The sequence below is a fragment of the Pedococcus sp. P2_D7 genome (assembly GCF_056404295.1).
The window spans coordinates 61,109-87,561 of sequence record NZ_JBFUEH010000002.1 but is presented as its reverse complement, the minus strand read 5'-3'; the positions used below and the strand labels follow the sequence as shown (position 1 = coordinate 87,561).

Annotated in this window: 26 protein-coding genes and 3 tRNA genes; 12 read left to right on the top strand and 17 right to left on the bottom strand. The window is 70.8% G+C overall.

Annotated elements, in window-relative coordinates; genetic code table 11:
- Positions 1-3 precede the first annotated feature (3 nt).
- Positions 4-1,314, bottom strand: coding sequence for an L-seryl-tRNA(Sec) selenium transferase (gene selA / locus AC1DWJ_RS03875; RefSeq protein WP_477620018.1), 1,311 nt, complete (start codon positions 1,312-1,314; stop codon positions 4-6).
- A gap of 15 nt (positions 1,315-1,329) precedes the next feature.
- Positions 1,330-1,425 (bottom strand) — tRNA-Sec (locus tag AC1DWJ_RS03870).
- Positions 1,426-1,449: 24 nt separating this feature from the next.
- On the opposite strand from AC1DWJ_RS03870, the gene selD reads away from it, so the two are divergent.
- The 5 genes from selD (at position 1,450) to AC1DWJ_RS03845 (ending at position 4,260) form a co-directional block, all read left to right on the top strand.
- Positions 1,450-2,448 carry a selenide, water dikinase SelD gene (selD, locus tag AC1DWJ_RS03865; protein ID WP_477620017.1) on the top strand — a complete coding sequence of 333 codons (999 nt, stop codon included), beginning with the start codon at positions 1,450-1,452 and terminating at the stop codon, positions 2,446-2,448.
- Positions 2,449-2,488: 40 nt separating this feature from the next.
- Complete coding sequence (locus AC1DWJ_RS03860; RefSeq protein ID WP_477620016.1) at positions 2,489-2,809, top strand: hypothetical protein; 321 nt, start codon at positions 2,489-2,491, stop codon at positions 2,807-2,809.
- Between the two features lie 66 nt (positions 2,810-2,875).
- Positions 2,876-3,310 (top strand): SRPBCC family protein, encoded by a 435-nt coding sequence (locus AC1DWJ_RS03855; protein ID WP_477620015.1) that lies wholly within the window; start codon positions 2,876-2,878, stop codon positions 3,308-3,310.
- A 99-nt stretch (positions 3,311-3,409) separates the two neighbouring features.
- Complete coding sequence (locus AC1DWJ_RS03850) at positions 3,410-3,592, top strand: YegP family protein (protein WP_344136771.1); 183 nt, start codon at positions 3,410-3,412, stop codon at positions 3,590-3,592.
- Positions 3,593-3,759: 167 nt separating this feature from the next.
- Positions 3,760-4,260, top strand: a complete 501-nt coding sequence (locus tag AC1DWJ_RS03845; RefSeq protein WP_477620014.1) for a hypothetical protein — start codon at positions 3,760-3,762, stop codon at positions 4,258-4,260.
- Positions 4,261-4,335: 75 nt separating this feature from the next.
- Here AC1DWJ_RS03845 and AC1DWJ_RS03840 read toward each other — a convergent pair whose 3' ends face one another.
- Positions 4,336-4,767, bottom strand: a complete 432-nt coding sequence (locus AC1DWJ_RS03840) for a hypothetical protein (protein ID WP_477620013.1) — start codon at positions 4,765-4,767, stop codon at positions 4,336-4,338.
- A gap of 67 nt (positions 4,768-4,834) precedes the next feature.
- On the opposite strand from AC1DWJ_RS03840, the gene AC1DWJ_RS03835 reads away from it, so the two are divergent.
- On the top strand, positions 4,835-5,410 hold the full coding sequence (locus AC1DWJ_RS03835; protein ID WP_457254425.1) for a TetR/AcrR family transcriptional regulator: 576 nt from the start codon (positions 4,835-4,837) through the stop codon (positions 5,408-5,410).
- A gap of 97 nt (positions 5,411-5,507) precedes the next feature.
- Here AC1DWJ_RS03835 and AC1DWJ_RS03830 read toward each other — a convergent pair whose 3' ends face one another.
- The 7 genes from AC1DWJ_RS03830 to gyrB form a co-directional block, all read right to left on the bottom strand.
- Positions 5,508-6,425 carry an NHL repeat-containing protein gene (locus tag AC1DWJ_RS03830; protein WP_457254427.1) on the bottom strand — a complete coding sequence of 306 codons (918 nt, stop codon included), beginning with the start codon at positions 6,423-6,425 and terminating at the stop codon, positions 5,508-5,510.
- Between the two features lie 198 nt (positions 6,426-6,623).
- Positions 6,624-6,699, bottom strand: a tRNA-Ala gene (locus AC1DWJ_RS03825).
- 47 nt (positions 6,700-6,746) lie between these two features.
- The gene (locus tag AC1DWJ_RS03820; protein WP_235543224.1) at positions 6,747-6,866 is read right to left on the bottom strand and encodes a DLW-39 family protein; all 120 of its coding nucleotides are present in this window, start codon (positions 6,864-6,866) and stop codon (positions 6,747-6,749) included.
- A gap of 43 nt (positions 6,867-6,909) precedes the next feature.
- Positions 6,910-6,986 (bottom strand) — tRNA-Ile (locus AC1DWJ_RS03815).
- Between the two features lie 95 nt (positions 6,987-7,081).
- Positions 7,082-7,534 carry a DUF3566 domain-containing protein gene (locus AC1DWJ_RS03810; protein WP_457254437.1) on the bottom strand — a complete coding sequence of 151 codons (453 nt, stop codon included), beginning with the start codon at positions 7,532-7,534 and terminating at the stop codon, positions 7,082-7,084.
- A 53-nt stretch (positions 7,535-7,587) separates the two neighbouring features.
- Positions 7,588-10,320 carry a DNA gyrase subunit A gene (gyrA, locus tag AC1DWJ_RS03805; RefSeq protein WP_477620012.1) on the bottom strand — a complete coding sequence of 911 codons (2,733 nt, stop codon included), beginning with the start codon at positions 10,318-10,320 and terminating at the stop codon, positions 7,588-7,590.
- 102 nt (positions 10,321-10,422) lie between these two features.
- Positions 10,423-12,432, bottom strand: coding sequence for a DNA topoisomerase (ATP-hydrolyzing) subunit B (gene gyrB, locus AC1DWJ_RS03800; RefSeq protein WP_457254507.1), 2,010 nt, complete (start codon positions 12,430-12,432; stop codon positions 10,423-10,425).
- Positions 12,433-12,898: 466 nt separating this feature from the next.
- Between gyrB and AC1DWJ_RS03795 the strand changes: the two genes are divergently transcribed.
- From AC1DWJ_RS03795 to AC1DWJ_RS03775, 5 genes are all read left to right on the top strand, one after another.
- A complete protein-coding gene (locus AC1DWJ_RS03795; RefSeq protein WP_457254439.1) occupies positions 12,899-13,480 on the top strand; it encodes a hypothetical protein in 582 nt (193 codons plus the stop codon).
- A gap of 153 nt (positions 13,481-13,633) precedes the next feature.
- On the top strand, positions 13,634-16,294 hold the full coding sequence (locus tag AC1DWJ_RS03790) for a response regulator (protein WP_477620011.1): 2,661 nt from the start codon (positions 13,634-13,636) through the stop codon (positions 16,292-16,294).
- Positions 16,291-16,674 carry a response regulator gene (locus AC1DWJ_RS03785; protein WP_477620010.1) on the top strand — a complete coding sequence of 128 codons (384 nt, stop codon included), beginning with the start codon at positions 16,291-16,293 and terminating at the stop codon, positions 16,672-16,674. Before AC1DWJ_RS03790 ends, AC1DWJ_RS03785 begins: the two co-directional genes overlap by 4 nt.
- The gene (locus tag AC1DWJ_RS03780; RefSeq protein ID WP_457254442.1) at positions 16,671-17,801 is read left to right on the top strand and encodes a response regulator; all 1,131 of its coding nucleotides are present in this window, start codon (positions 16,671-16,673) and stop codon (positions 17,799-17,801) included. Before AC1DWJ_RS03785 ends, AC1DWJ_RS03780 begins: the two co-directional genes overlap by 4 nt.
- On the top strand, positions 17,798-19,363 hold the full coding sequence (locus AC1DWJ_RS03775; protein ID WP_477620009.1) for a peptide ligase PGM1-related protein: 1,566 nt from the start codon (positions 17,798-17,800) through the stop codon (positions 19,361-19,363). The genes AC1DWJ_RS03780 and AC1DWJ_RS03775 overlap by 4 nt, the downstream gene beginning before the upstream one ends.
- Positions 19,364-19,391: 28 nt before the next feature.
- Here AC1DWJ_RS03775 and AC1DWJ_RS03770 read toward each other — a convergent pair whose 3' ends face one another.
- Positions 19,392-19,577 carry a hypothetical protein gene (locus AC1DWJ_RS03770; RefSeq protein WP_477620008.1) on the bottom strand — a complete coding sequence of 62 codons (186 nt, stop codon included), beginning with the start codon at positions 19,575-19,577 and terminating at the stop codon, positions 19,392-19,394.
- Between the two features lie 162 nt (positions 19,578-19,739).
- Between AC1DWJ_RS03770 and AC1DWJ_RS03765 the strand changes: the two genes are divergently transcribed.
- Positions 19,740-20,396, top strand: a complete 657-nt coding sequence (locus AC1DWJ_RS03765) for a Crp/Fnr family transcriptional regulator (RefSeq protein ID WP_477620007.1) — start codon at positions 19,740-19,742, stop codon at positions 20,394-20,396.
- Between the two features lies 1 nt (position 20,397).
- On the opposite strand, the gene AC1DWJ_RS03760 is transcribed toward AC1DWJ_RS03765, so the two are convergent.
- The 6 genes from AC1DWJ_RS03760 to dnaN form a co-directional block, all read right to left on the bottom strand.
- Positions 20,398-21,501 carry an alcohol dehydrogenase catalytic domain-containing protein gene (locus AC1DWJ_RS03760; protein ID WP_477620006.1) on the bottom strand — a complete coding sequence of 368 codons (1,104 nt, stop codon included), beginning with the start codon at positions 21,499-21,501 and terminating at the stop codon, positions 20,398-20,400.
- Between the two features lie 16 nt (positions 21,502-21,517).
- Positions 21,518-21,976, bottom strand: coding sequence for an acyl-CoA thioesterase (locus AC1DWJ_RS03755; RefSeq protein WP_477620005.1), 459 nt, complete (start codon positions 21,974-21,976; stop codon positions 21,518-21,520).
- Between the two features lie 25 nt (positions 21,977-22,001).
- Complete coding sequence (locus AC1DWJ_RS03750; protein WP_477620004.1) at positions 22,002-22,556, bottom strand: DciA family protein; 555 nt, start codon at positions 22,554-22,556, stop codon at positions 22,002-22,004.
- Positions 22,557-22,578: 22 nt separating this feature from the next.
- Entirely contained in the window at positions 22,579-23,781 is a 1,203-nt protein-coding gene (gene recF / locus AC1DWJ_RS03745; protein WP_477620003.1) for a DNA replication/repair protein RecF, read from the bottom strand.
- 52 nt (positions 23,782-23,833) lie between these two features.
- Positions 23,834-24,946 (bottom strand): phosphogluconate dehydrogenase (NAD(+)-dependent, decarboxylating), encoded by a 1,113-nt coding sequence (gene gnd, locus AC1DWJ_RS03740; protein WP_457254451.1) that lies wholly within the window; start codon positions 24,944-24,946, stop codon positions 23,834-23,836.
- A gap of 98 nt (positions 24,947-25,044) precedes the next feature.
- The gene (gene dnaN / locus AC1DWJ_RS03735; RefSeq protein WP_457254508.1) at positions 25,045-26,178 is read right to left on the bottom strand and encodes a DNA polymerase III subunit beta; all 1,134 of its coding nucleotides are present in this window, start codon (positions 26,176-26,178) and stop codon (positions 25,045-25,047) included.
- Positions 26,179-26,453 lie beyond the last annotated feature (275 nt).

Here is a 26,453-nt window from a genome sequence, read left to right as displayed (position 1 = left end):
GCCCTACTGCCCGGCGTCGCGAATCGCCTGCGCCACCAACGAGTCCGCGTCCTCCGGGAGGCATCGCAGGTCGACCAGGCAGCGTCCGCGCTCGACCCGGGCGAGGACCGGCCGGTCCAACAGGCGCAACGACGCGGCATACGACTCGGGGAGGGCGACCGCCCAGCCGGGCAGCGTGTGACCGGGGGCGCCACCGCCACCCACGACGCCGTCGGCGGGGACGACGCTGGCGAGTCCTTCGGGGAGGCTGGCGGCGACCGCCTCGCACCGGGCGCGGAGCACCGCCGGGTCGGCCTGCAGGGCATCCCACACCGGCGCCCGTGGGCCGCGCAGCGTGGCCTCGAGCGCCGCGAGGGTGGTCTTGTCGGCCCGGACCGCCCTGGCCAGGGGGTGCCGACGAAGGCGGGTGACGGTGTCGGCGCGGCCGAGCACGAGCCCGGCCTGCGGGCCCCCGAGCAGCTTGTCGCCGCTGCAGGTCACCACGGCGGCACCGTCGGCGAGCGACCGGGCGGCATCGGGTTCGTCGGGCAGCAACGGGTGCGGACGCAGCAGCCCGCTGCCGATGTCGTGCACGACGGGCTGGCCGAGCGCCACGAGCTCGGTGACCGGGACGGCCGAGGTGAAGCCCTCGACCCGGAAGTTGCTGGGGTGGACCTTGAGGATGCAGCCGGTCTCGGGACCGAGGGCCGACTCGTAGTCGGCGAGGGTGGTGCGGTTGGTGGTGCCGACCTCACGCAGCCGGGCCCCGGCACTGGCGATCAGGTCGGGCAGCCGGAACCCGTCCCCGATCTCCACCAGCTCGCCGCGGCTGACGACGACCTCGCGACCGGCGGCGAGCGCGGTGGTCGCGAGCACCAGGGCGGCCGCCCCGTTGTTGACGACCAGCGCGGCCCCGGCCTCGGGGAGCACCTCGAGCAGCGCGGCCGTCGTGCCCCGACCGCGCGCCGAGCGCTGGCCGGTGGCGAGGTCGAGCTCGACGTCGACGGTGCCGGCCGCAGCCGCCATCGCCTCGACCGCGGCGGCGGACAGGGGGGCGCGGCCGAGGTTGGTGTGGATGACGACGCCGGTGGCGTTGAGCACCGGCGTCAGGGTCGTCGACCGCTGGGGCAGCGCGGCCAGCGTCGCGTCGACGACGTCGTCGGGGCCGATCCGGCCCGCGCGCACCTGCTCCTGGGCCAGCTGCACCGCAGCCCGCACGACGTCGCGACCGAGGCGCGAGATCGCCTGAGCCACAGCGGGTTTGGCGAGGACGGCGTCGGTCCTTGGCACGAGGCGACGCGCGTCGAGCCCACGACTGGGCTGCGGCTGCGGCATACGGCCTCCTGTCTGTGGCGGAGGCGGACGGGAATCGAACCCGCCCAGCCGAGGTGCTCGGCTGCACCGGTTTTGAAGACCGGGAGGGCCACCAGGCGCCTGTACGCCTCCGCGAGCGAGGCTAGCGTAGGGACCGTGACCGAACCGGGTGTGTCCGTGCGGCTGACGCAGTATGCCGCGGGGGGCGGCTGCGCGTGCAAGATCCCGCCGGGGGAGCTCGAGGAGGTGGTGCGCGGGCTGGGCGGCCAGGTGTCCGCCGACCTGCTGGTCGGGCTGGACGACGGGGACGACGGCGCCGTGGTCCGGGTCGCCGACGGCACGGCGGTGATCAGCACCGCCGACTTCTTCACCCCGGTCGTCGACGACGCCTACGACTTCGGCCGGATCGTAGCCGCCAACGCACTCTCCGACGTCTACGCGATGGGTGGTCGGCCGGTGCTGGCGATCAACCTGGTCGGCTGGCCGCGGTCGGTGCTGCCGCTCGAGCTGCTGCGCGAGGTGCTGCGGGGTGGGCTCGACGTGGCTGGACTGGCCGGGTGCCCGGTGGCCGGGGGTCACTCGATCGACGACCCCGAGCCGAAGTACGGCATGGCCGTGACCGGCGTCGCCGACCCGGATCGCCTGCTGCGCAACGACTCCGCCCTGCCCGGGCTGCCGATCTCGCTGACCAAGCCGATCGGGGTGGGGGTGCTCAACAACCGGCACAAGGCCACCGGTGAGGTGTTCGAGCACGCAGTCGCGTCGATGGTGTCGCTCAACGACGTGGCGAGCGCAGCGGCGGTGTCGGCCGGGGTGCAGGCCGCGACCGACGTCACCGGGTTCGGGCTGCTGGGCCACCTGTTCAAGATGCTCCGCGCCTCTGGACTCGGGGCCGTGCTCGACTCAGCGTGCGTGCCGGTGCTCGATGGCGCGTGGGAGTCGTTGCGCGACGGGTTCGTCAGCGGGGGCACCCGCCGCAACCTCGACTGGGTCCGGCCGCACCTCGACGTGGCGAGTGGGTCGGTCGACGAGGACGTGCTCCTCATGCTCGCCGACGCCCAGACCAGCGGCGGGCTGCTGGTCGTGGGCGAGGTGCCCGGCGCCCCGGTCATCGGCCACACCGTCGCGGGGGCTCCTCGGATCGAGATCCGCTGAGGGCCTTGTGAGTGAGTGCTCCGCGGCGCACGCTGGGGGCATGGCCAGGTACGAGCTCATCGCCCACGACCGCGCCGGACGGCCCCACGGGCGCCCGGTCTTCGTCACGGCGTCCAGCCCCGGCGAGGCGGTCATGATGGGCGGACCGGCGCTGCGCCGGGTCACCGCCCGCGACCACACCCACGCCGACCTGTATGCCGTGTACCGCCACCGACGGGTGCGCGGCCGTCGCTTGGTGGGCGCGTTCCTGCCGGACGATCCGGGTGACGGGTTGGCCGGCGTGCGCGAGCCGCGGCGCCCGCTGCCCACCCCGCCGAGCCTGCGCGCGGAAGCCGAGCCACCGGCATACCCGGACATCTGAGGCAGGCCCTCCTGTGGGGAGCCGGCACGCAGTAGCGTGTGCGCACCCCCACCCTCGGAGACCGCCATGACCCGCTTCGCCCACACGCTCTCGGTGAGCGCACCCCCGTCAGCTGTCTTCGCGATCGTCGACGACTTCTCCAAGACACCCTTGTGGCTGTCCCGCTGCACCGGCATCGACAAGCTGTCCGAGGGTGCGAACGACGTCGGCACCGAGTTGAAGTACCACTACGACGACGGCCGCCGCACCGGCACCATGGACGGCCAGATCATCGCGCACGAGCCCGACCGGCACTTCGCGATGAAGTTCACCGACAGGATGATGGACGTCACCGTCGACTTCGTCGCGGCCTCGGACGGCGTCGGCACGACGCTCACGCACAGCATCGACATCGCCACCAAGGGGATCGGCAAGGTCTTCACGCCGCTGATCCGGCGCGACCTCCCGAAGCAGACGATGGACGCGATGACCAAGCTCAAGGCGATGGCGGAGTCGGCCTGAGCCGCTCGAGGTGCGCTGAGCCGTTGGCCCTGTACGCGGCATACCGGCGGCCCTAGGCTGCGAACGTTCGCAGTCTGGTCCACTCACGGAGGTGCAGTGATGGCGGGGAAGTTCGAGCTCTACCAGGACAAGGCGGGCAAGTACCGCTTCCGGCTCAAGGCCAGCAACGGCCAGGTGATCGCCGTGGGTGAGGCGTACGAGTCGAAGGCCGCTGCCGAGAACGGCATCGCCTCGGTGCAGAAGAACGCGCCGGGGGCACCCACTGTCGAGGTCGACGGATAGCCCACCTCAGGCCCGACCAGGCCTCGCCCGGCAACCCCACCGGTATGCCGCGCGGGGCCTCGTCGTCTACCGCGGGAGGCCCCGTCGTCCGCCGCGCCCATCGCGTGGCGTGAGGCAGTGCCTTTGCCGGAGTTGCGCCCGGGAGGGTTCGGGCAAGGATGGCCACGATGACCGGGGAGCAGTGGAGGGTGTGGGCTGCGCGCATCGCCGTGGTGGTAGCAGCGGTGGTGGTGTTCGTCGCGCTCTCGAAGCTGTGGACCTTCGCCAACGCGGACGACCCCGACGTCGTCGAGCAGGGCGCGATCACGAGGGTGGCCTCGGCGGCGTGCGCCCAGATGCGCGAGTCCGCCGCGGCGTCCGCGGTCGCCGCGACGTCGCCGATCCCGCGCCGCGTCGGGGCGATCAACGCCCAGAACGACGCGGTCGTCGAGCTGATCACAGCGATGCAGGCCCTGGGGGACGCGCGGCTCGAGGCCGACCAGCCCGCGGCGCAGTGGGTCGAGGACTGGCAGCGGCTCGTCACGGCCCGGGATGCCTACGCGCGGTCGTTGGCAGCCGGCAAGCCGAAGCCCATGCAGCTGCCGACGATCGACGGCAAGCCCCTGGTCGAGCGACTCAACCACGTCGGCCTCAACTGCCGAGTCCCCCTGGTCCTGCTGGCCCCCTAGCTCTCCCACATCTGGCCACCGGTGCCTCACCAGACCCCCAGTTCGGCCGGTCCCTGAGGTACCACTGGCCACCAGTCAGCCTTGGGTGAGCTCGGCGATCTGGGTGCGGGCGGCGGTCACGAGCTCGGCGTTCGTGTGGGCGTGACCCCACAGACCCCAGCCACCCTCGGCCGCCTCGGTCAGCAGGACCCAGGTCCGCTGCGACAACGACTCGTCGCCAGCTGCCGCCGTCACGATGGCCGTCAGCCGCTCGACGACAGCCAGCTGCTTGTCGCGGTCGAGGGCTCCGGCGTTGGTGAGCACCTGCACCCGCACGTAGTTCGAGTCGCCGTCGACGTTGGCGAGCGAGTCAGCGGGAAGGTCGTGCACGAAGGCGGCGGTGTTCTGGCGGAACATCGGGATGTCCGGCACCTGCTCGACCTCCTTCACCGCACTGGCCAGGTCGACCGCGAGCTGCTGCTGGTCGGCAAAGGTGCCGCTGGCGGCATACACGTCGATCATCGGCATGGTGGACTCCTGGTGCGATAGTAGGACGGTCGTCATAGTCCACTATGATGACCGTCATAGTCAAGGGATGGAGACGTACGTGGGGAGTTCCGCGCGCGAGCGGATGGTCGACAGCGCCGTGGTGCTGTTGGCGAAGAACGGCTACCAGGCCACGTCCTTCTCGTCGGTGCTCGATCACTCGGGAGCGCCGCGCGGGTCGATCTACCACCACTTCCCCGACGGCAAGGACCAGCTGGTCGCGGCGGCGGTCGAGCTCGCCGGCGCCCGGGCGGTCGCGGTGCTCGACTCGCTCGACGGGCTACCTTCCGCGGAGGTCGTGGACGGGTTCATGCTGCTGTGGCGCAGCGTGCTGAAGCGGTCGGACTTCGGGGCAGGCTGCTCGGTGCTCGCCGTGACGGTGTCGGGGGAGTCGCCCGAGCTGCTCGACGGCGCGGCGGCCGTGTTCGCAGCCTGGGGGTCGCGGCTCACGGAGCTGTTGGAGCACGGCGGCGTGCCGGCGAAGGATGCCGCGGGGCTCTCGACCATGGTGATGGCAGCGTCGGAGGGGGCCGTCGTGCTGGCCCGTGCGGCTCGGTCGTTCGAACCTCTCGACTCGGTGACCGACCACCTGAAGGCGATGGCCGAGCGCCTCACCGTGGGCTGACCCTCCCGCACTTCTGGCCACCGATGCGGGGTGTGGCCGCGACAACCAGCCAGCCACGCGGCATACCTGGCCAGAAGTGGGAGAAGTGGAGGGTTGTTCAGCGGTCGACGACCACGACCTCGTACTCGCTCGCGGTCGGCGGCAGGCCGGTGTCGAACTTGGCGTTGACGACGGCCAGCCGGTCACCGAACCGGGCCACCGTCGTCGGCACCTGGAAGGCGTCGCTGGTGATGACCTTGGTCAGCGACCCGGACGACAGGGTGCCGCTCAGCCGGAACGTGGAGATCTGGTTGCTGAAGTTCTGCACGGCCCACAGGGTGCGTCCCTCGAGGAGGATGCCGTCGACGTTCGGGGTGGCCACGCCGGCCAGGGTCCGGCTCGTCCCGGTCGTCGGGTCGACCACGTTGACCGCGCCCTGACCGCTGTGCGCGACCAGCAAGCTCGTGCCGTCGGCCGTCGCGGCGATCCCGTTGTTGTTGAACTGGCCGCTGGTGTCCGCGGCCGGCCCGCTGAGTGCCAGGGTGCGCACCGGCCCGGTCGCCTTGCGCATGGCGGGGACGAAGTAGAGCTCGGCGGCATTGGAGTTGGTGAACCAGGCGCCGGTCCGGGTGACCGCGACGTCGTTGATGAAGGCGGGACCCGTCGTGAGCTGGTAGGTGGCGACCGAGGCTCCGGTGTCGAGGTCGTAGACGTAGGCCTGACCCGTGGGGCCACCTGCCACGAACAACAGGCCATGCGGCAGGTCGGCCTTGAGCCCCACCGCCACCCGCCCCGGCGGGTTGTCGACGAAGCGCTCCACTTGCCCGGTGGCCAGGTCGCCCCGGAACACGTCACCGGCGAAGAGATCGGTGGCGTAGAAGGTCGTGCCAGCGCCCCGCGCGATGCCCTCAGTGCTCGATGCCCCGGGCAGCACGATCACCCGGTCCGCATGAGCGCCCACGGCGGCCGGTGCCGCGAGCAGCATCACCGCGACGGTCGAGACGATCGATCCGAGGACCGTCCGGGCACGGAACATACGACCCACCTCGCTCAGGACAGCCACCGCGCCACGTGCGAGGTGGACCTCAGCCAGCGTGCGCCCCGGTCGTCGCCCGGCGCATCCACCAACCTGCGTAGGCGGCCCGTTCGAAGGGCACTTCTGGCCACCGGTGTCTGGTGCGGCCGCACATTGGGGGCCGCTGTCCGGCATACCTGGCCAGATGTGCGGAGGAGATGGTGGAGCCAAGGGGACTCGAACCCCTAACCCCCTGCTTGCAAAGCAGGTGCGCTACCAATTGCGCCATGGCCCCTGGGTGTCACACCTTCGTGTGACAGGCGGCCAGGGCCGCCCCAGTTGCTAGCGAGGGGAGTCAGTCGCCTCGGCCCAGAGGTCCTTCTCGGCCTTCTGGGCCTTGAGCTTCCGCTGGATTGCCGTGGCGCCGATGGCCGTCACGATGAGGAGCAGGAGCTTCTTCATGGGCCGTCGCCTTCCCTCGCAGAGCAACCGCGGGGATCGGGATTGGTGGGCCTAACAGGACTTGAACCTGTGGCCTCTTCCTTATCAGGGAAGCGCTCTAACCGTCTGAGCTATAGGCCCGTGAGCCCAATCTCCGCTGCGCCACGGGAGGTGGCGCGAGGCACGAGGTTACAGCACGCGCACACGCACTTCCAAAACGGTCAGAAGGGCTCGGCTCAGTCGTCGGTGAGGGTGAGCTGGAGGCCGCCGACGAGGGCCGAGCAGATGTTGTAGAGGAAGGCGCCGAGGGTCGACAGCGCGGTCAGCAGGATGACGTCGATGACCCCGATCACGATCGACAGGGACAGCACCCGGCCGAAGCCGAGGAAGTCCATGATGTCGAACGGGTTCTCCGAGTCGCTGATGATCGTGCCGACCAGGCGGTTGACCTCGCTGAAGACGCCCATGCCGGACAGGATCATCCACAGCACGGCGACCATGACGACGCCGGCGATGCCGAGGGCGACCGAGATGAGGAACGACATCTTCATCGCCGACCACGGGTCGACCCGCGAGACCGTGAGCTTGACCCGCCTGGCGCGAGCGGCCTGGGCGGCCGTTGGGCCACCAGCGGGGCGAGCGCCGGCCGGGCGGGCGCCACCCTGGGACAGGGACTGGGTCTGGCTCACAGGAGCGGCCCCTCCCTGGGGGAGGGCCGACCTGCTGGTCTGGCCTGCCGTGCTCACTCGCTACCTCCGGTGGCGTCGCTCTCAGGTTCGTCCGAGTCCTCCGCGGAGGCCCCAACACCCTGCTCGTTTCCAGACGACGGTACGGCATCAACCCGTGCGGAGTCGCCTTCCGCGCCAGCGGACGTCGTGATTGCCGCGCCAGCGGACGTCGTGATTGCCGCGCCAGCGGACGTCGTGATTGCCGCGCCAGCGGCGGACTGGATTGTCGGGGCCGCACCGGACTCGATGGCTGCGTCCTTGTCCAGCTCGTCGTCCACCTCGTCGACCGCCCGCTCGGGGTTTCGGGCGAGTGCGACGACCGAGTCACCGTTGCCCGGGTTGGCGAACTTCATGCCCTGGGTGTTGCGGCCGCGCCTCGTCACCGGGCTCACCGGCATACGGACGATGTTGCCCTTGCCCATGATCACGAGGACCTCGTCGTCCTCACTGACCGTGAGGGCTCCGACCAGGTCACCGTTGCGCTCGGTGATCTTGGCGACGGCGACGCCGAGGCCACCACGACCCTTGGCGTTCCAGTCGGAGGCCGGCGAGCGCTTGGCCATGCCGTTCTCGAAGACCACGAACACGTCGGGGTCCTCGCCCTCGTGGATGACGCTCAGCGACAGCAGCGAGTCGTCGCCGCGGAACCGCATGCCGGTCACCCCGCTGGTGGCCCGACCCATCGGCCGGAGCTGCTCGTCGGTGGCGTGGAACCGCACCGACTGGGCGTGCCGCGAGACGAGGAGCAGGTCGTCGGTCGCCGACGCCAGGTCGGCCGCGACGAGCTCGTCGCCCTCCTTGAGGTTGACGGCGATCAGGCCGCCGGACCGGGGGGAGTCGTAGTCGGCGAGGCGGGTCTTCTTGACCAGGCCGTTCTTCGTGGCGAGCACGAGGTAGGGCTGCTGGGCGTAGTCGCGCACGTCGAGGACCTGGGCGATCTTCTCGTCGGGCTGGAAGGCCAGCAGGTTGGCGACGTGCTGGCCCTTCGCGTCACGACCGGAGTCGGGCAGCTCGTAGGCCTTGGCACGGTAGACCCGGCCGAGGTTGGTGAAGAACAGCAGCCAGTGGTGCGACGTGGTGGTGAAGAAGTGGTCGACCATGTCGTCGCCGCGCAGGGAGGCCCCGCGCACGCCCTTCCCGCCGCGACCCTGCGAGCGGTAGGCGTCGACCCGGGTGCGCTTGGCGTAGCCACCGCGGGTGATGGTGACGACCACGTCCTCCTCGGGGATGAGGTCCTCCATCGACATGTCGCCGTCGAAGAACTCGATCCGGGTGCGGCGGTCGTCGCCGTACTTGTCGACCAGCTCGGTCAGCTCGTCGGACACGATGGTCCGCTGCCGCTCGGGCTTGGCGAGGATGTCCTCGAAGTCGAGGATCATCGCCTCGAGGCGGTCGTGCTCGTCGATGATCTTCTGGCGCTCGAGGGCGGCCAGCCGACGCAGCTGCATCTCGAGGATCGCGCGGGCCTGGACCTCGTCGATCTCGAGCAGCTCGATCAGCCCGTCGCGAGCCGCCTCGACGGTCTGCGACCGGCGGATGAGGGCGATGACCTCGTCGAGGGCGTCGAGCGCCTTGAGCAGACCACGCAGGATGTGGATCTCGTTCTCGGCCTTGCGCAGGCGGAACTTCGTCCGACGCTGGATGACCTCGATCTGGTGCTCGACCCAGTGCCGGATGAACGCGTCGATCGGCAGCGTGCGCGGCACCCCGTCGACCAGGGCGAGCATGTTGGCGCCGAAGTTGTTCTGCAGCTGGGTGTGCTTGTAGAGGTTGTTGAGCACCACCTTGGCCACCGCGTCGCGCTTGAGCACGATGACGAGGCGCTGACCGGTGCGGCCCGAGGTCTCGTCGCGGATGTCGGCGATGCCGTTGAGCCGGCCCTCCTTGGTGAGCTCGGCGATCTTCTGCGCGAGCGTGTCGGGGTTGACCTGGTAGGGCAGCTCGGTGACCACGAGGCACTGCCGGCCCTGGATCTCCTCCACCTCGACGACCGCGCGCATGATGACCGACCCGCGCCCGGTGCGGTAGGCGTCCTCGATGCCCTTGCGGCCGAGGATCAGCGCACCGGTGGGGAAGTCGGGGCCGCTGATCCGCGCCAGCACCGCGTCGAGCGCCTCGTCACGAGCCGCCTCCGGGTTGGCGAGCATCCACTGGGCGGCGTCGGCCACCTCGCGCAGGTTGTGCGGCGGGATGTTGGTCGCCATGCCGACCGCGATGCCCGACGAGCCGTTGACGAGCAGGTTCGGGAACCGGCTCGGCAGGACGACCGGCTCCTGCGTCTTGCCGTCGTAGTTGTCGCGGAAGTCGACGGTCTCCTCGTGGATGTCGCGGACCATCTCCATGGCCAGCGACGCCATCCGGCACTCGGTGTACCGCGGGGCCGCCGCCGGGTCGTCGCCCGGGCTGCCGAAGTTGCCCTGGCCGTCGACCAGCGGGTAGCGCAGCGACCAGTCCTGCACGAGCCGGACCAGGGCGTCGTAGATCGAGGAGTCACCGTGCGGGTGGTACTGACCCATCACCTCGCCGACGACGCGGCTGCACTTGTTGTAGCCGCGGTCGGGGCGGTAGCCACCGTCGTACATGGCGTAGACCACGCGACGGTGCACCGGCTTGAGGCCGTCCCGCACGTCGGGCAGCGCGCGGCTCACGATCACGGTCATCGCGTAGTCGATGTAGCTGCGCTGCATCTCCGTGTTGAGGTCGACCGCCTCGGTGCGGTCGTACTCGATCGGCGGTATCTCAGTCATGAATTCCCTTGTCCGTCATAGCTATTCAACAGCCGTGCCATTCACACTCAGTGGGTATGCCGGGTGGCCAGGTTCCACGTGAAACGCGGCCCGGCTGCATACCTAGATGTCCAAGAACCGCACGTCGCGGGCGTTGCGCTGGATGAAGCCACGACGGGACTCGACGTCCTCGCCCATCAGGATCGCGAAGATCTCGTCGGCCGCGGCCGCGTCGTCGAGGGTGACCTGGAGCAGCACCCGGTGGTCGGGGTCCATCGTGGTCTCCCACAGCTCCTGGTAGTCCATCTCGCCCAGACCCTTGTAGCGCTGGATGCCGGCGTCCTTCGGCAGGCGCCAGCCCTGGCCCTGGCCGGCCAGGATCATGGCGTCGCGCTCACGGTCGGAGTAGGCGAACTCGTGGGGGTGGTTGCTCCACTTGAGCCGGTAGAGCGGGGGCTGCGCGAGGTAGACGTAGCCCTCCTCGATCAGCGGCCGCATGAACCGGAACAGCAGGGTCAGCAGCAGGGTGCGGATGTGCAGGCCGTCGACGTCCGCATCGGCCATCAGCACGATCTTGTGGTAGCGAGCGCGGGTCTTGTCGAAGTCCTCGCCGATGCCGGTGCCGAACGCCGAGATGAGCGCCTGGACCTCGTTGTTGGCCAGCACCTTGTCGATGCGGGCCTTCTCGACGTTGAGGATCTTGCCGCGGATCGGGAGGATCGCCTGGTTGTGCGGGTTGCGTCCGCGCACCGCCGAGCCGCCGGCGGAGTCACCCTCGACGATGAAGACCTCGGAGATCGCCGGGTCCTTGCTCTGGCAGTCGCGCAGCTTGCCGGGCAGGCCGCCCGACTCGAGCAGGCCCTTGCGCCGGGTCGCCTCGCGCGCCTTGCGGGCCGCCATCCGTGCGGCCGCGGCCTGCACGGACTTGCGGACGATGTCGCGACCCTCGGTCGGGTGCGCCTCGAGCCAGTGGCCGAACTCGTCGGTCATGGCGCGCTGCACGAAGCCCTTGACCTCGGAGTTGCCGAGCTTGGTCTTGGTCTGGCCCTCGAACTGCGGCTCGCCGAGCTTGACCGACACGACGGCGGTCAGGCCCTCGCGGATGTCGTCGCCGGTGAGGTTGTCGTCCTTGTCCTTGAGGAGGTTCTGCTTCCGCGCGAAGTCGTTGATGAGCTTGGTCATCGCCGCGCGGAAGCCCTCCTCGTGGGTGCCACCCTCGTGGGTGTTGATGGTGTTGGCGTAGGTGTGCACCGACTCCGAGTAGGCGTTGGTCCACTGCATCGCGAGCTCGAGGCTCAGCTGGCGCTCGGTGTCCTCGGACTCGATCGAGATGATCTCGGCGTGCACCGGCTCTGACTTCTTCGACGAGACGAGGTGGGTCACGTAGTCGACCAGGCCGTTGTCGTACTTGTAGGAGACCTTGCGCGGCTTGCGCTCCGACGCGTCGACGGTGTCGGCGTCGTCCTCGGCCGACTCGGGCTGACGCTCGTCGACGAGGTTGATGGTCAGGCCCTTGTTGAGGAAGGCCATCTGCTGGAACCGTGCGCGGATCGTCTCGAAGTCGTAGGTCGTGGTCTCGAAGATGTCGCCGTCGGCCCAGAAGGTCACCGTGGTACCGGTGCGGTCGGACGCCTCCATCTGCTCGAGGGGGGCGACCGCCTCGCCGTAGTTGAACGAGATCCGGAAGACGTGGCCCTTCTGGTGCACCTCGACGTCGAGCCGGGTGGAGAGCGCGTTGACGACGGAGGAGCCGACGCCGTGCAGCCCACCGGACACCTTGTAGCCGCCGCCGCCGAACTTCCCGCCGGCGTGCAGCTGGGTGTAGACCACCTCGACGGCCGACTTGCCCTCGCCAGCGTGGATGTCGGTCGGGATGCCGCGACCGTTGTCGGCGACCCGCACGCCACCGTCGGCGAGCAGGGTGATGTCGATGGTGTCGGCGAAGCCGGCCAGCGCCTCGTCGACCGAGTTGTCGACGATCTCCCAGACCAGGTGGTGCAGACCACGCTCGCCGGTCGACCCGATGTACATGCCGGGGCGCTTGCGGACCGCCTCGAGACCCTCGAGGACGGTGATCTGGCTGGCGTCGTAGTCGGACCCGGGGGCCGCGCCGACGATCTCGGCCTCGACCACCTCACGAGCAGCCTCGGCCTCCGCGGCCGTGAGGTGCTCGGTGGGGGTCTGCTGCGGGGCGCTGGCTGCGGCGTCTGCCGGGGTGCCTGCTGCGGGGGTGTGCTGGTCTGGCGTGTGGTCAGCCTCGGACACGGTGCTCCTTCTCCGGTGGCACAGCGAACAGGGGGTGCCCCCCTGGCTCGCTGGACCCGCTCATGGCACGCGACCAGACCGGGTTGACCAGCTGGCCGCGAATTCACCCCCAAGTCTACCTGTCGGCGGTGTCGGATCTCGCGTCAGGAGGCCCGGGAACACGGATTTGCGCCAAAAACTTGCCCTTTCACGGGTGGGGATACGTCTCCCACCCCCTGAGAGCCCGATTCTCGCGTTTCGTGACGCCCCGCCGGCCCCCGTGCGCCGCAGGGGGGAGCGCCGCATCCTCGCCGTTCGGGCCCAGCCGGGGCCGTGCGGTCGCTACATTGCGCGCGTGCGGCGAGTCCCGGTCCTGGTGGTCCTGGTCGCCCTCCTCGTGGGGGTGAGCGGGTTCCTCGGCGTGCGCGCGGTGCGGGGCCCCCTCGAGCTGGTGGTCGCCGACCCCCCGCTGCGCTTCGCGCTGCCCGCCGGCTGGCACCGCTACGACCGCTCGGGCGACCGGAGCGAGGCGTACGTCAGAGAGGCAGCCGCCCGGCAGGGCTACACCCCGGAGGAGTTCGTCGCCCAGCTGGAGGCAAGCACGCTGGCCACGGCCGTCGGGCCGGTCTCGGGTGGCCGGTACCAGTCGATCGACGTGCAGAAGGGCGGCTTCTCGAGGCTGCCGACCCCGGAGCAGGTCACGAGTGAGATGACCCGGCTGGCGATGGAGGTGGACGGCACGCGCACCGTGTCGACCGGCGCCGGCGAGGTGCTGGTGGCGCAGGCTCACTACCCGGTGGCCGAGGGCCGGACCGACACCGAGGTCATCCACCTCGTGACCCGAGGACAGGGACTCATGATCACGGTCAGCTCCGTGGGAGGTGGCGACGTCGCGGCGGTCACCGCCGACGTCCTGGCCACCCTCCACACGAGCTGACCCGCGAGGTCAAGGGGCGGTCGAGCCGCGCCCGCGGCCCGCGCACGCTCACGATTTGCGCTGGTCAGCGCCGCGAGCAGGGTGGACACTGCCAAGTGGAAGTCGTCGCAGGGACGCGAGTGCTCGAGTGCTGCTCGTCCGGGGAGGATGCGAGTGACTACACCGGCAGGGTCGACGCCGCCCACAGCTGGGGCGTCGCAGGGGGGGCCTGACCTCACCGCCGAGCTGCGGGAGAGCCGGGAGCAGCTCGCGGCCGTCAACGAGGTGCTCTCTGCGTTCGGCCTCTCTGCGGGAGACCCCGAGATGGTCCTCGCCACGATCGTCGAGAGCGCCCTGCGGCTGTGTCGCTCCGATGCCGCGCAGCTCTGTCTCCTCGACGACGAGCGCGTCTTCCAGCTGATCAAGGCGGTCGGCGTCAGCGACGAAGCGATCGCCTACATCGCCGAGCACCCCCTGCCGATGGACCGGGACACCCTCATGGGGCGGGTCGCGCTGGATCGCCGGGCCCAGCAGATCGAGGACGTCGTGGCCGACCCGGAGTACGGCCGCCTGGACCTGCAGCGCGTCGCCGGCTTCCGGACCACCATGGGCGCACCGCTGGTCGTCGACGACGAGGTGGTCGGGGCGCTGGTGCTGTGGCGCAACCAGGTCAGCCCGTTCGCCGAGCGCGAGCTGACCATCGTGACCGCCTTCGCGGGACAGGCCGCCCTGGCGATCAACGGGGTCCGGCTCGTGCAGGAGCTCCAAGCCGGCCGGGCCGAGCTGGCCCGGCGGGTCGACCAGCTCGAGGCCCTCGCCGAGGTGGGGGAGGCGGTCAGCTCGAGCCTCGACGTCGACGAGGTCCTGACCACGATCGTCAGCCTCGCCGTCGAGCTCTCGGGCACCGACGGCGGCTCCCTGATGGAGTTCGACGAGAAGACCCAGCTGTTCTCGGTGCGCACCACCTTCGGCACCGAGCCCCATGTGGTGCAGGCGTTGCGCGGCACCAGGATCCACATCGACGAGACCCTCGTGGGCAAGGCCTGCCTCGACCGCGCGCCCCAGCAGATCGAGGACCTCACGCTCACGGAGCGGGACCCTCACCTGTCCGTCCTGTATGCCGCCGGGTGGCTTTCCGTCGCCGCCATCCCGATGGTGCGCTCGGACCGGGTCGTCGGAGCCCTGGTGGTGCGCCGCAAGGCTCCCGGGCTGCTCAGCGACGAGACCTGCGAGGTGCTGGAGGCGTTCGCCAGCCAGTCCACGATCGCCCTGACCAACGCCCGGCTCTACCAGCAGCTGGAGCTCCAGAGCGCCGAGCTGGCCGAGGCCAGCCAGCACAAGTCGGAGTTCCTGGCGAGCATGTCGCACGAGCTGCGCACCCCGCTCAACGCGGTGATCGGTTTCTCCGAGGTGCTGCTCGAGCGGATGTTCGGCGACCTCAACGACCGGCAGGAGGACTACCTGCGCGACATCCTCAACTCGGGCCGGCACCTGCTCGCGCTGCTCAACGACGTGCTCGACCTGAGCAAGGTCGAAGCCGGGCACATGGAGCTCGACCGCACCGAGTTCGACGTCGCCGAGACCGTGGACTACGCCCTGTCGATGGTCCGGGAGCGGGCGGTGGGGCACAGCATCACGCTCCACCGGGAGGTGGCGCCCGAGGTCGGCGTGGTCCGCGCCGACGAGCTGCGGTTCAAGCAGATCCTGCTCAACCTGCTCAGCAACGCGGTGAAGTTCACCCCGGACGGCGGGCGGGTCGAGGTGCACGCCCGGACGGCCGACGGCGACCTCGAGATCACCGTGTCGGACACCGGGATGGGCATCGACCCCGCAGACCAGCAGCGGATCTTCGACTCGTTCCAGCAGGGGGGCCGCACCGCCCGCCAGGTCGAGGGCACCGGCCTCGGGCTCACCCTCACCAAGCGGATCGTCGAGCTCCACGGCGGTCGGCTCTGGCTCAACAGCGAGGTCGGCCACGGGAGCACCTTCGGCTTCTCGATCCCGCTCGGCCGCAGCCTCGTCGCGACGGTGCTGCCCGACCACTCGGTCGAGACCGCGGACGACCGGCCCGTGGTGGTCGTCGTGGAGGACGACCGCAGCTCGGCGGAGCTGATGTCGCTGCACCTGGAGGCCGCCGGGCTGCGACCGGTGGCTGTTCCCAACGGGCCCGACGGGCTGGCCGCCGTGCGCGAGCTGTCCCCGGCGGCGGTGATCCTCGACATCCGGCTCCCCGGGATGGACGGGTGGGACGTCCTCGGCGCGATCAAGGGCGACCCGCACACCGCGTCGACCCCCGTGGTGGTGGTCTCGGTGATCCACGAGCGCGGTCGCGGGTTCGCGCTCGGTGCGTCCGACTACCTCGTCAAGCCGGTCGCCCGGGACGACCTCCTCGCCGCCCTCCGACGCCTCGTCGCGCTGCCGGTCGACCAGGCGCCGCGCAAGGTGGCCGTCTTCGTCGACGACGACCCGATCGCCCTCGAGCTGGTGCGGCTGGCGCTGGATCCGGCCGGCTGGGTGGTGCACACCTGCACCACCCCCGACGTCGCCATGACCCTCATCCGCACCCATCAGCCGTCGGTGATCCTCGTCGACCTGCTCATGCCGGAGACCGACGGCTTCCAGGTGGTCGACCTCCTGCGCTCGGACCCGGAGACCGCGTCGATCCCGGTCGTGGTGCTCACCGCCAAGACCGTCACGACCCACGACCGCGAGCTGCTCGACGGGCGGATCGAGTTCGTCACGTCCAAGAGCGCCGTCGACCTCGGGCTGCTGGCCGTCCGGCTGGCCCAGATCACCGCCGGTCCGGTCCGGTCCCGCGGTCGGGAGGCCGGATGACGAACCAGGTCGTCCTCCTCGTCGAGGACAACGAACGCAACCTCAAGCTCGCGCGCGACGTGCTCGAGTATGCCGGGTTCACCGTCCTCGTCGCGACGACCGGTGAGGAGGCGGTCGCCACCGCCCAGCGCTCCGCACCCGACGTCATCCTGATGGATCTCCAGCTGCCCGGGATCGACGGCCATGCGGCCCTGTCCCTCCTGCGCGCCGACTCGGCCACGTGGAACATCCCGGTCGTGGCCCTGACCGCCTTCGCCATGGCGCAGGACCGGGACCGTGCCCTGGCGGCCGGCTTCGACGGGTACCTCGAGAAGCCGATCAGTGTCCGCAGCTTTCCCGACCAGGTACGTGCCCACCTCAGAACGGAGGACCCCCGATGACGACCGACGACGCCGTGATCCTGGTGGTCGACGACCTGCCGCAGAACGTGAAGCTGATGGATGCCGTCCTCACCCCCCGCGGGTTCACCGTCCACACCGCTACCTCGGGGGAGGAGGCGCTCGAGTGGCTGTCGACGCAGGTCCCCGACCTCGTGCTGCTCGACATCCTGATGCCCGGGATCGACGGCTACGAGACCTGTCGGCAGATCCGCGCCAACGAGGCCACCTCCTTCCTGCCGGTGGTGATGGTGACCGCGAGCGGCCAGGAGCAGAAGCTGCGCGCCATCGAGGCCGGTGCGGACGACTTCGTCACCAAACCCTTCGAGCAGGCCGAGCTGCTGGCGCGGGTGCGCTCGCTCGTGCGCGTGAAGCGGTACCACGACACGGTCGAGCGGCAGGCTGCCGAGCTGGCTGGCTGGAACCGCGAGCTCGAGGCCAAGGTGGCGGCCCAGGTGACCGAGCTGGAGCGGGTCGGTCGGCTCCGCCGGTTCCTGTCGCCGCAGGTGGCCGGCCTCGTCGTCGAGAGCGGCGACGACGCCTTCCTGCAGAGCCACCGCAGCGAGATCACTGCGGTCTACTGCGACCTGCGGGGCTTCACCAGCTTTGCCGAGACGGCCGAGCCCGAGGAGGTGATCTCGGTCCTGCGGGAGTACCACGAGGCGCTGGGTGACCTGGTCTTCCGCTTCGAGGGGACGCTCGAGCACTTCGCTGGCGACGGGCTGCTCGTCTTCTTCAACGACCCGATCCCGTGTCCCGATGCGCCGGAGCGCGCGGTGCGGATGGCCGTCGCGATGCGGGGCCGGGTGGCCGAGCTCGCGGAGGGCTGGCGCAAGCACGGTCACGACCTCGGGTTCGGGGTGGGCATCGCCCAGGGCTACGCCACCCTCGGCCGGGTCGGCTTCGAAGGGCGCTACGACTACGCGGCGATCGGCACCGTGACCAATGTCAGCGCCCGGCTGTCGGACACCGCCCGGGCGGGGCAGATCCTCGCCACCCAGCGGGTCGTCACGGGTGCGGCGGAGGTCGCCGTGACCCGCTCGCTCGGGCCGATGGAGCTGCGCGGGATCACCAGGCCGATCGAGGTGTTCGACGTCCTCGGCCTCGACGCGGCCCGGGTGACGCCATGACCTCGCTCGACGTCTCGCGACCGCTGGGCGAGCTGAACGAGGAGGAGCGCAACGCGGCATACGACCGGCTGCAGAGCCGGCTGCCCGCGGTCTGGAGATCCATGCGGCTCAACGAGCCCGGCGAGTCCGTCGTGGTGGTGCCGTCGGTGTCCCTCGACCGTGTCACGGCCAGGGCCGGGGCGATCAACCAGGCGATGGAGGAGCGCTACCTCTTCCTGTTGCTCCTGCTGCGGCAGCCCCGGCTGCGGATGGTCTACGTGACCTCGGGTCCGGTCGACCCGGCGATCGTCGAGTACTACCTCGCGCTCCTGCCGGGGGTCATCCCCAGCCATGCTCGCGCCCGATTGTCGCTGGTGTCGGTGGGCGACCTCACCCCGCGCCCCCTCACCGAGAAGCTGCTGGAGCGGCCCCGGATCCTCGCCGACATCGGGGCCCTCATCCCCGACCGCAGCCGCTCGCACCTGGTGCCCTACACGACCACGACCCTGGAGCGGGACCTCGCCCTCGAGCTCGGGATCCCCATGTACGGGGCGGACCCGAGGCACTTCGCGCTGGGGACGAAGACCGGGTGCCGGCGGCTGTTCGACGAGGCGGGCGTGGACTACCCCGCCGGCTTCGAGGACCTCCGCTCGGTCGACGCCATCGTCGACTCCCTCGCCGAGCTGCGCGCTCGCAGGCCCGGCGTCGCGGAGGCGATGGTGAAGCTCAACGAAGGAGTGGCCGGCGCCGGGAACGCCCTCGTCGACCTCCGGGGACTCCCACCCACGGGGTCGGCGTCGGAGCGCGCGGACCTGGAGGGGCGGGTGCGGAGGATGGAGCTGGAGGGCAAAACCGTCACGCACGACCTGTACTTCGCGAAGTTCGCCGAGCGCGCCGGCATCGTCGAGGAGCGGATCATCGGCGAAGAGGTGCTGAGCCCGAGCGTGCAGCTGCGGATCACCCCGCTCGGGGAGGTGGAGGTGCTGTCGACGCACGACCAGATCCTCGGTGGCCCCACGGGTCAGTCCTACCTCGGCTGCCGCTTCCCGGCCGACCCCGAGTATGCCGGCACCATCACGCAGCAGGCGAGCGCGGTGGGTGCCCGGCTGGCCGAGCTCGGCGTCCTGGGGCGGTTCGCGATCGACTTCGTGGTCGTCCGACGCGGTGCCCGCTGGGACTCGTACGCGATCGAGGTCAACCTGCGCAAGGGCGGGACCACGCACCCCTTCCTCACCCTGCAGTTCCTCACCAACGGTCGGTACGACAGCCAGACCGCGCTGTTCACGACCCCGGCCGGTCGGGAGAAGCACCTCGTCGCCACCGACCACCTCGAGGACCCCAGCCTGCGCGGACTTCGCGTCAACGACCTGTTCGACGTCGTGGCCCGGACCGGGCTGCACTTCGACCCCGCCAGCCAGACGGGAGTGGTGTTCCACATGATCAGCTCCGTCACCGAGGCTGGCCGGGTGGGGATGACGGCCGTCGGCGACACCGCCGGCAAGGCGCAGGAGTGCTACGACAGGGCGGAGCGGATCCTCCTCTCCGAGGCCCGCTCCGCCGCCACCCCCAGATCTCTCCCCTGAGGAGGGTGGCCCCGAGCGCGTCATGAGCTCAGGCAGCGATGGTGGTGGCGTGCCGCAGCGCCTCGACGACGACCTGGTGCCAGTTCAGCTGGGTCAGGTCGGTGCGACAGGATGCGCTACCGCACTCGCAGGACCACACCCACCTACCGCGCACCTTGTGGACGACCGGGTGGTGGTGGGCGAGGTCGGGGTGGTGTCGGGCGTTCCGCTTCATGACCGCCTCCTTCGTCCGTCCCTCCCGGAGCTTCCGGGTGGTCACTCCACGGTCGCGGACGAGGGCCGACCGGTCTGTGCACGGGCGGACGGAGCGAGTGTGCTCGTCGTGACACAGCGCAGCGCCCGGTGGCACTCCGAGCCGCATGTGGTGCACTGAGTCATGGAGTGGCAGCTGCTTCGGGACCTGACCGAGGGGGAGCGCCGTGAGGTCCTGGCCATGGCGAGGCGCCGCCAGTTCAAGCGCGGCGAGATCCTCTTCCACGAGGGTGACCCCGCCGACACGGTGCACTTCATCGCCGAGGGCCGGGTGATGGCCCGGCGGACCTCACCGATGGGCGACTCGGTGGCCTTCCGGGTGATCGGGCCCGGGCGCGCACTCGGCGACGTCGCGGTCGTGTCGACGGCCCAGCGGCGCAGCTCGACCGTGAGTGCCCTCGAGCCCACGACGACCCTGAGCCTGACCTTCGCCGAGTTCGCCCAGCTGTGTGCGGCGCACCCCGGCATCCAGACCCACCTGGCCACCCTCCTCGCCGCGCGGGTGAAGCGGCTGTCCGACCACCTGCTCGAGGCGCTGTTCCTGCCCACCGACCGCAGGGTGGTGCGCCGGCTCCTCGACCTGTGCGAGCAGTACGACGCACCGCCCGACCGCCCGGTGGTCATCCCGCTCACCCAGACCGACATCGCCGAGCTGGCCGGCGCCACCCGCCCGTCGACGAACCGCGTGCTGCGCGCCCTGGAGACCGAGGGCCTGCTGCGGTTGGGGCGCGGACAGGTCGAGGTCGTCGACCGAGCCGGGTTGCGCCGCAAGGACCGCTGAGTCACAGCTCGATGACCTGGCGCACCGCTCGCCCGGCGGCCAGCTCGTCCATCGCATGGTTGACGTCGTCGAGCCCGATCCGCGCCGACACCAGGGCCTCGACCGGCAACCGCCCGTCACGCCACCACCGGGCGAGCACCGGGATGTCCCGCGCCGGCACGGCCGACCCGAGGTAGCTGCCGATCACGGTCTTCGCCTGGGCCACGAGCGCCAGCGGCGAGATGCTGGCCCTGGCGTCCGGGTGGGGGAGGCCCACCGTCACGGTCCGTCCTCCCGGCGCCGTCGCGGTGACCGCGGCCTCGAACGCCCGGACGTTGCCGGCGGCCTCGACCACCACGTCGGCGGTGGTCCCGGTGCTGGCGAGCTCGTCGGGGCTGAGCGCCCGGGTGGCACCGAGCTCGAGGGCCTGCTCACGCTTGGCCGCCACCGCGTCGACGGCGACCACATCTCCCGCGCCGAGCGCCAGGGCCGTGAGCAGGGCCGCCATCCCGACCCCGCCGAGGCCCACCACCATCACCGTCTGGCCCGACTCCGGGGGCGCCGCGTTGAGGAGTGCCCCTCCTCCCGTGAGCACCGCACACCCGAGCACCGCGGCCACGGCGGGCGGCACGTCGTCGGCGACGGCGACGACCGACCTGGTGTCCACCACCGCGTGCGTCGCGAACGCCGACACCCCGAGGTGGTGGTGCACGGGTGTGCCGCCGCGAGACAACCGTCGCCCGCCGCCGAGCAGCTCGCCGGCGTTGTTGCTCGCCGAGCCGGGGCGACACGGCATACGTCTGCCGGTGGCGCAGCCGGCACACTCGCCGCACCGGGGCAGGAAGGTCATCACCACCCGCTGGCCCACCGTGAGGTCGGTGACCCCCGGCCCGAGCCGCTCGACGCGACCCGACGCCTCGTGCCCGAGCAGCATCGGCACCGGTCGCGCGCGGTTGCCGTTGACCACCGACAGGTCGGAGTGGCAGACGCCCGCAGCCTCGATCCGCACGAGCACCTCGCCGGCCTCGGGTGCGGCGAGGTCGAGGGTGCCGACGGTGAGCGGACGGCTCACGGCGAAGGGTGGGGTGCGCCCGACCTCCTCGAGGACGGCGCCGGTGATCTGCATCAGCGCTGCACCCTCATCAACGCTGGGCCACGGCCCGCTCGAGCAGCTCGCGCACCAGGGGCGGCATCGGCACGGTGCCGCGCGAGTCGCGGTCGATGTAGACGTGCACCCAGTGGCCGAGGGCGGCGATCGCGGAGTCCTCGGCGTCGAACAGGCCGAGGGCGTAGGTGATGCTGCTGCGGCCGAGGCGCTCCACCCGCACCCCCACGTCGAGCGGCCGCGGGTACTCCAGCTCGCGGAAGAAGCGGCAGCCCGACTCGGCGACGACCCCGAGCTCGGGTCCGGCCATCGTGTCGGACTCGCCCCCGGTGATCAGCCAGGCGTTGATCGCCGAGTCGAAGAGCTCGTAGTAGACGGCGTTGTTGAGGTGGCCATACATGTCGTTGTCCGACCAGCGCGTGGTGACCCGGGTGACGTGGTCGAAGTGGTCGCGGGTCAGGTTTCGGTCCGGGGACCGGTCGGCGTCGGCCGTCATGGTCCGATCCTAGGCAGGGAGCCGCTCACCCGTACGTGTCGCGCGGCCCCGGTCCGGTCGAGCGACGCGGCCCCTTCTTCCACGACGGGGCGCTCGGACCGACGATCTTGAGCGCCGTCACGGTGTCCTTGCCGACCTCGCCCTCGAGGCGGGCCATGATCGACGACTCGAGCAGCTTGAGCTGGGTCGCCCAGGCCGTGGAGTCGGCCCGCACGGTGAGGACCCCGAACTCGAAGCTCACCGGCGTGCAGTGCTGCGCCACCTCCTCGCCGACGATCTCGGGCCAGCGCCCCATCACCGAACCCACGGCGACGTCGACCTTCCACCCGCGGTCGGCCATCAGCCGGTCCATCTGGTCGCCCAGCAGGAGCGGGTCACGTCGGTCGGTGGGTGCGCCCGGGGTGGGACGCCCGATCTGCCTACGGCGCATGGGTTTCAGCCCGGGTCGCAAGCCCTTCTCGCGCGCCGCCGCACGGGCCCGCAGCAGGGCCGCCTCGGCCGCGTCATCGACCAGCACGGTCTCGTCGAGCAGCTCGGCACCGGTCGCGCCGGGATCCACCTCAGGGGTCGGGTCAGTCACGGGACCCTCGTCGTCGGGCTCGTCACTCACGCCGCGCCACCGCCCCGAGGGTCACGTGGAAGGTCTGGCCGACCAGGCTCGTCGGCACGTCGGCGTCGACGGCGGCGGTGATCAGCACCTGCTCGCAGTCGGCGACCATGGCCGCGAGCCGTTCCCGGCGCCCGGTGTCGAGCTCGGCGAACACGTCGTCGAGGATCAGCACCGGGTCCTCACCGAGGTCGTGCCGCAGCAGCTGGTATGCCGCGAGCTTGAGTCCCAGCGCGAACGACCAGCTCTCGCCGTGGCTGGCGTAGCCCTTCGCCGGCAGCTCGCCCAGGGACAGCACGAGGTCGTCGCGGTGGGGTCCGACGAGGGAGATCCCGCGCTCGACCTCCTTGTCACGCACCTCCGCGAAGGTGGCCAGCAGCTCGGCGCGCAGCACCTCGATCTCGGGCACCTCCCCGGCGGCCAGAGACGCGGCGACCGACTCCCGCAGGCTGCTCTTGTAGGAGACCCGCGCGTCGGACTGCCCGGCACTCACCTCGTCGTAGGCCTTGGCGAGGTAGGGGCCGAGGTCGCGCAGCAGCCGCAGCCGGGCGTAGAGCAGCTGCGACCCGACCGCGGCCAGGTGGTCGTTCCACACGTCGAGGGTGTGCAGCGCCGACGCCCGGGCGTCGTCCACCGGTTCGTCGGCAGGTCGGGAAGGTGGTCTGCGACGAGATCCCTTGCGCAGCAATGGTTGTGCAGACTTCAGCAAGGCGTTGCGCTGCTTGAGTGCCTTGTCGTAGTCGCTGCGGACGCCGGCCCATCGGGGCTGCCGCGCGACGAGCAGGTCGTCGAGGAACCGGCGCCGCTCCGAGGGGTCACCCTTGACCAGGGCGAGGTCCTCGGGGGCGAAGAGCACCGTGCGCAGGGTGCCGAGCACGTCGCGCGGTCGCGACACGGGGGAGCGGCCGAGCCGGGCCCGGTTGGCGCGCCCCGGATTGAGCTCCAGCTCGAGCATGGTCTCGCGGCCGTCGCGCATGACCGCACCCCGGATGACGGCCTGCTCCGCCCCGAACCGCACCAGCGGCTGGTCGGTCGAGACCCGGTGGCTGGACAGCGTCGCGAGGTAGCCGATCGCCTCGACCAGGTTGGTCTTGCCCTGTCCGTTCAGCCCGACGAGCGTGGTGACGCCGGGCTCGAGCGGCAGCTCGGCCGTCCGGTAGCTGCGGAAGTCGGCGACGGTCAGGTGGCGGACGTGCATGGTCGCCCGATCTGGTGCTCGTGGGTCGGCTGCTGGGCGCGCAGTGCCTGGGTCAGCTGGACTTCTTGGCGGCGCGCTTGCGGGTGGACCCGGTGCCGGACGTCGGACCGGACTTCGAGCCTGACGTGGACCCGGTGCCGGAGGACGGGCCGGCCGAGGCCGCCTTGCGTCCCTTGGCTGCCGCCTTGGCGGCGCTCCTGGTCGGCTTCTCCTTGGGGGCCACCTTCGCAGCGACGGCCTTCTCGTGCTTGGGCGCGCCGTCGGCGCGCAGCTTCTCGCCCTCGGAGACGGACATGACCTGGTGCCCACCGAAGCCGCCGCGCAGCGCTGCGACGGCCTGCATGGTCGGCGACTCCTGCTGGCGGGAGGCGAACCGGGAGAACAGCGAGGCCGAGATCACCGGCATGGGCACCGAGTTGGCGATGGCCTCCTCGACGGTCCAGCGGCCCTCCCCGGAGTCGACCGTGTAGCCGGAGACGTCGTCGAGGTGCGGGTTCTTCTCCAGCGCGTCGACCAGCAGGTCGAGCAGCCAGGAGCGGACCACGGTGCCACGGGTCCAGGCCTTGAACGCTCCCGGCACGTCGGTGACGATGTCCTTGGCCTCGAGCAGCTCGTAGCCCTCGGCGTAGGCAGCCATCAGGCCGTACTCGATGCCGTTGTGCACCATCTTCGCGTAGTGGCCCGCGCCGACCTTGCCGGCGTGGACGAAGCCTTCGTCGCGCGGGCCCTCGGGGCGCAGCGCGTCGAAGATCGGCATGGCCTTGCGCACGTTGGCCGCAGTGCCGCCGACCATCAGGCCGTAGCCGTTCTCCAGACCCCAGATGCCACCGCTCACCCCGCAGTCGAGGTAGGCGATCCCCTTGGCCTTGAGGAGCTTCTCGTTCTCGAAGTCGTCGGTGAACCGGCTGTTGCCGCCGTCGATGACCATGTCGCCCTTGTCGAGCAGCTTGGCCAGCTGGGCGACGGTGTCAGTGGTCGGCGCACCCGACGGCACCATCACCCACACGGTGCGGGGGGCGTCGAGCGCCTTGACCAGACCGGCCAGCGTCTTGACGTCCGACACCTTCGGGTCGCGGTCGAAGCCGACCACCTCGTGCCCTGCGCGGCGGATCCGCTCGCGCATGTTGCCACCCATCTTGCCGAGACCGATCAGACCAAGCTGCATGATGCGACGCCCTTTCGTGTGGGTGGTGCGGTATGCCGCGGAGCCGGCTTCGCGGCATACCTCGGGGTGCGGCCCGCTCAGGCTACGCCCGGGGGTGGTCAGCTCGCGAAGCGAACGGGCATCAGCACGTAGCGGTAGGTGGTGTCCGCCTCACCGTCGAGCTCGTCCTGGCCGGACAGGACCGCCGGGCGCGAGGGCTGGGTGAAGGAGAACCGCGAGTAGTCGGTGCCGACCGCGCCCAGCCCGTCGAGCAGGAACTGCGGGTTGAAGGCGATCTCGATCTCGGGTCCGGTCAGGGTCGACTCGACCGCCTCGGAGGCCTGGGCGTCGTCGCCGGTGCCGGCCTCGATGGCGACCTGGCCGTCGCTGAACTTCAGTCGCACGGGGGTGTTGCGCTCGGCCACGAGGGCGACCCGCTTGACGGCCTCGATCAGCTCCGACGTCTTGATCACGGACTCGGTGTCGACGGTGGTCGGGAAGATCGAGGTGACCTTCGGGTACTCGCCGTCGAGCAGGCGGGTGGTGGTGCGCCGCTGCCCGGCCTCGAAGCCGACCAGGCCGTCGCCGCCGGCCGACGAGCCGAGGGCGAGCTCGATCGAGCCGGACGCGCCGAGCGCCTTGGCCGTCTCGGAGAGGGTGCGGGCTGGGACCAGCGCCAGGTGGCTGGCGTCGGTGGCCTCGGGGTTCCAGGTCAGCTCGCGCATGGCCAGCCGGTAGCGGTCGGTCGCCAGGAGCGTCATCTTGTCGCCGTCGATCTCGACCCGCACGCCGGTCAGGATCGGGAGGGTGTCGCCACGGTCGGCCGCGATCGAGACCTGGGCGACCGCCTGGGTGAACACGTCACCGGCGATGGTGCCACTGGCCGTCGGGGAGGTCGGCAGCGTCGGGTAGTCGTCGGCGGGCATCTGCATCAGGCTGAACCGCGACGAGCCACAGACGACCGAGACCTTGTTGCCCTCGGTCGCGACGTCGACCGGCTTGGACGGCAGGTTGCGCGAGATGTCGGCGAGGAGCCGGCCGAGCACCAGGACGGTGCCACCCTCGGCGACCTCGGCCGCGACGGTGATCTTGGCGGAGACCTCGTAGTCGAAGGCCGAGAGGGTCAAGGTGCCCTCTTCGTTCGCCTCGAGCAGCACGCCGGCCAGGACCGGCACCGGCGGACGGGCCGGGAGGCCGCGGGCCACCCACGTCACGGCATCGGCGAGGACCTCACGTTCGACCCGGAACTTCACCGTGACTACCTGCCCTTCGCGTGCGGCCACGCCGCTGAAAACTTCAAGAATGTGATTGCGGACTGACCCTAGTGCTCACCGTGCGGTCGGCCAACCCGGATCGGGCAATCCGCTGGCCCTGATCTCGGTCGTCGAGCATCCGGTCGTTCCCTGTCGTTCGGGCCGGGTGGGCCCAGGGTTTGGTACTCGGGGCTGGATCCATGACTAGGGAGGGGTAGTCGTTGTCATAGGGGGTGTGGATCCTGTGGACGACCGACATCGGTGCAGGTCAGCGC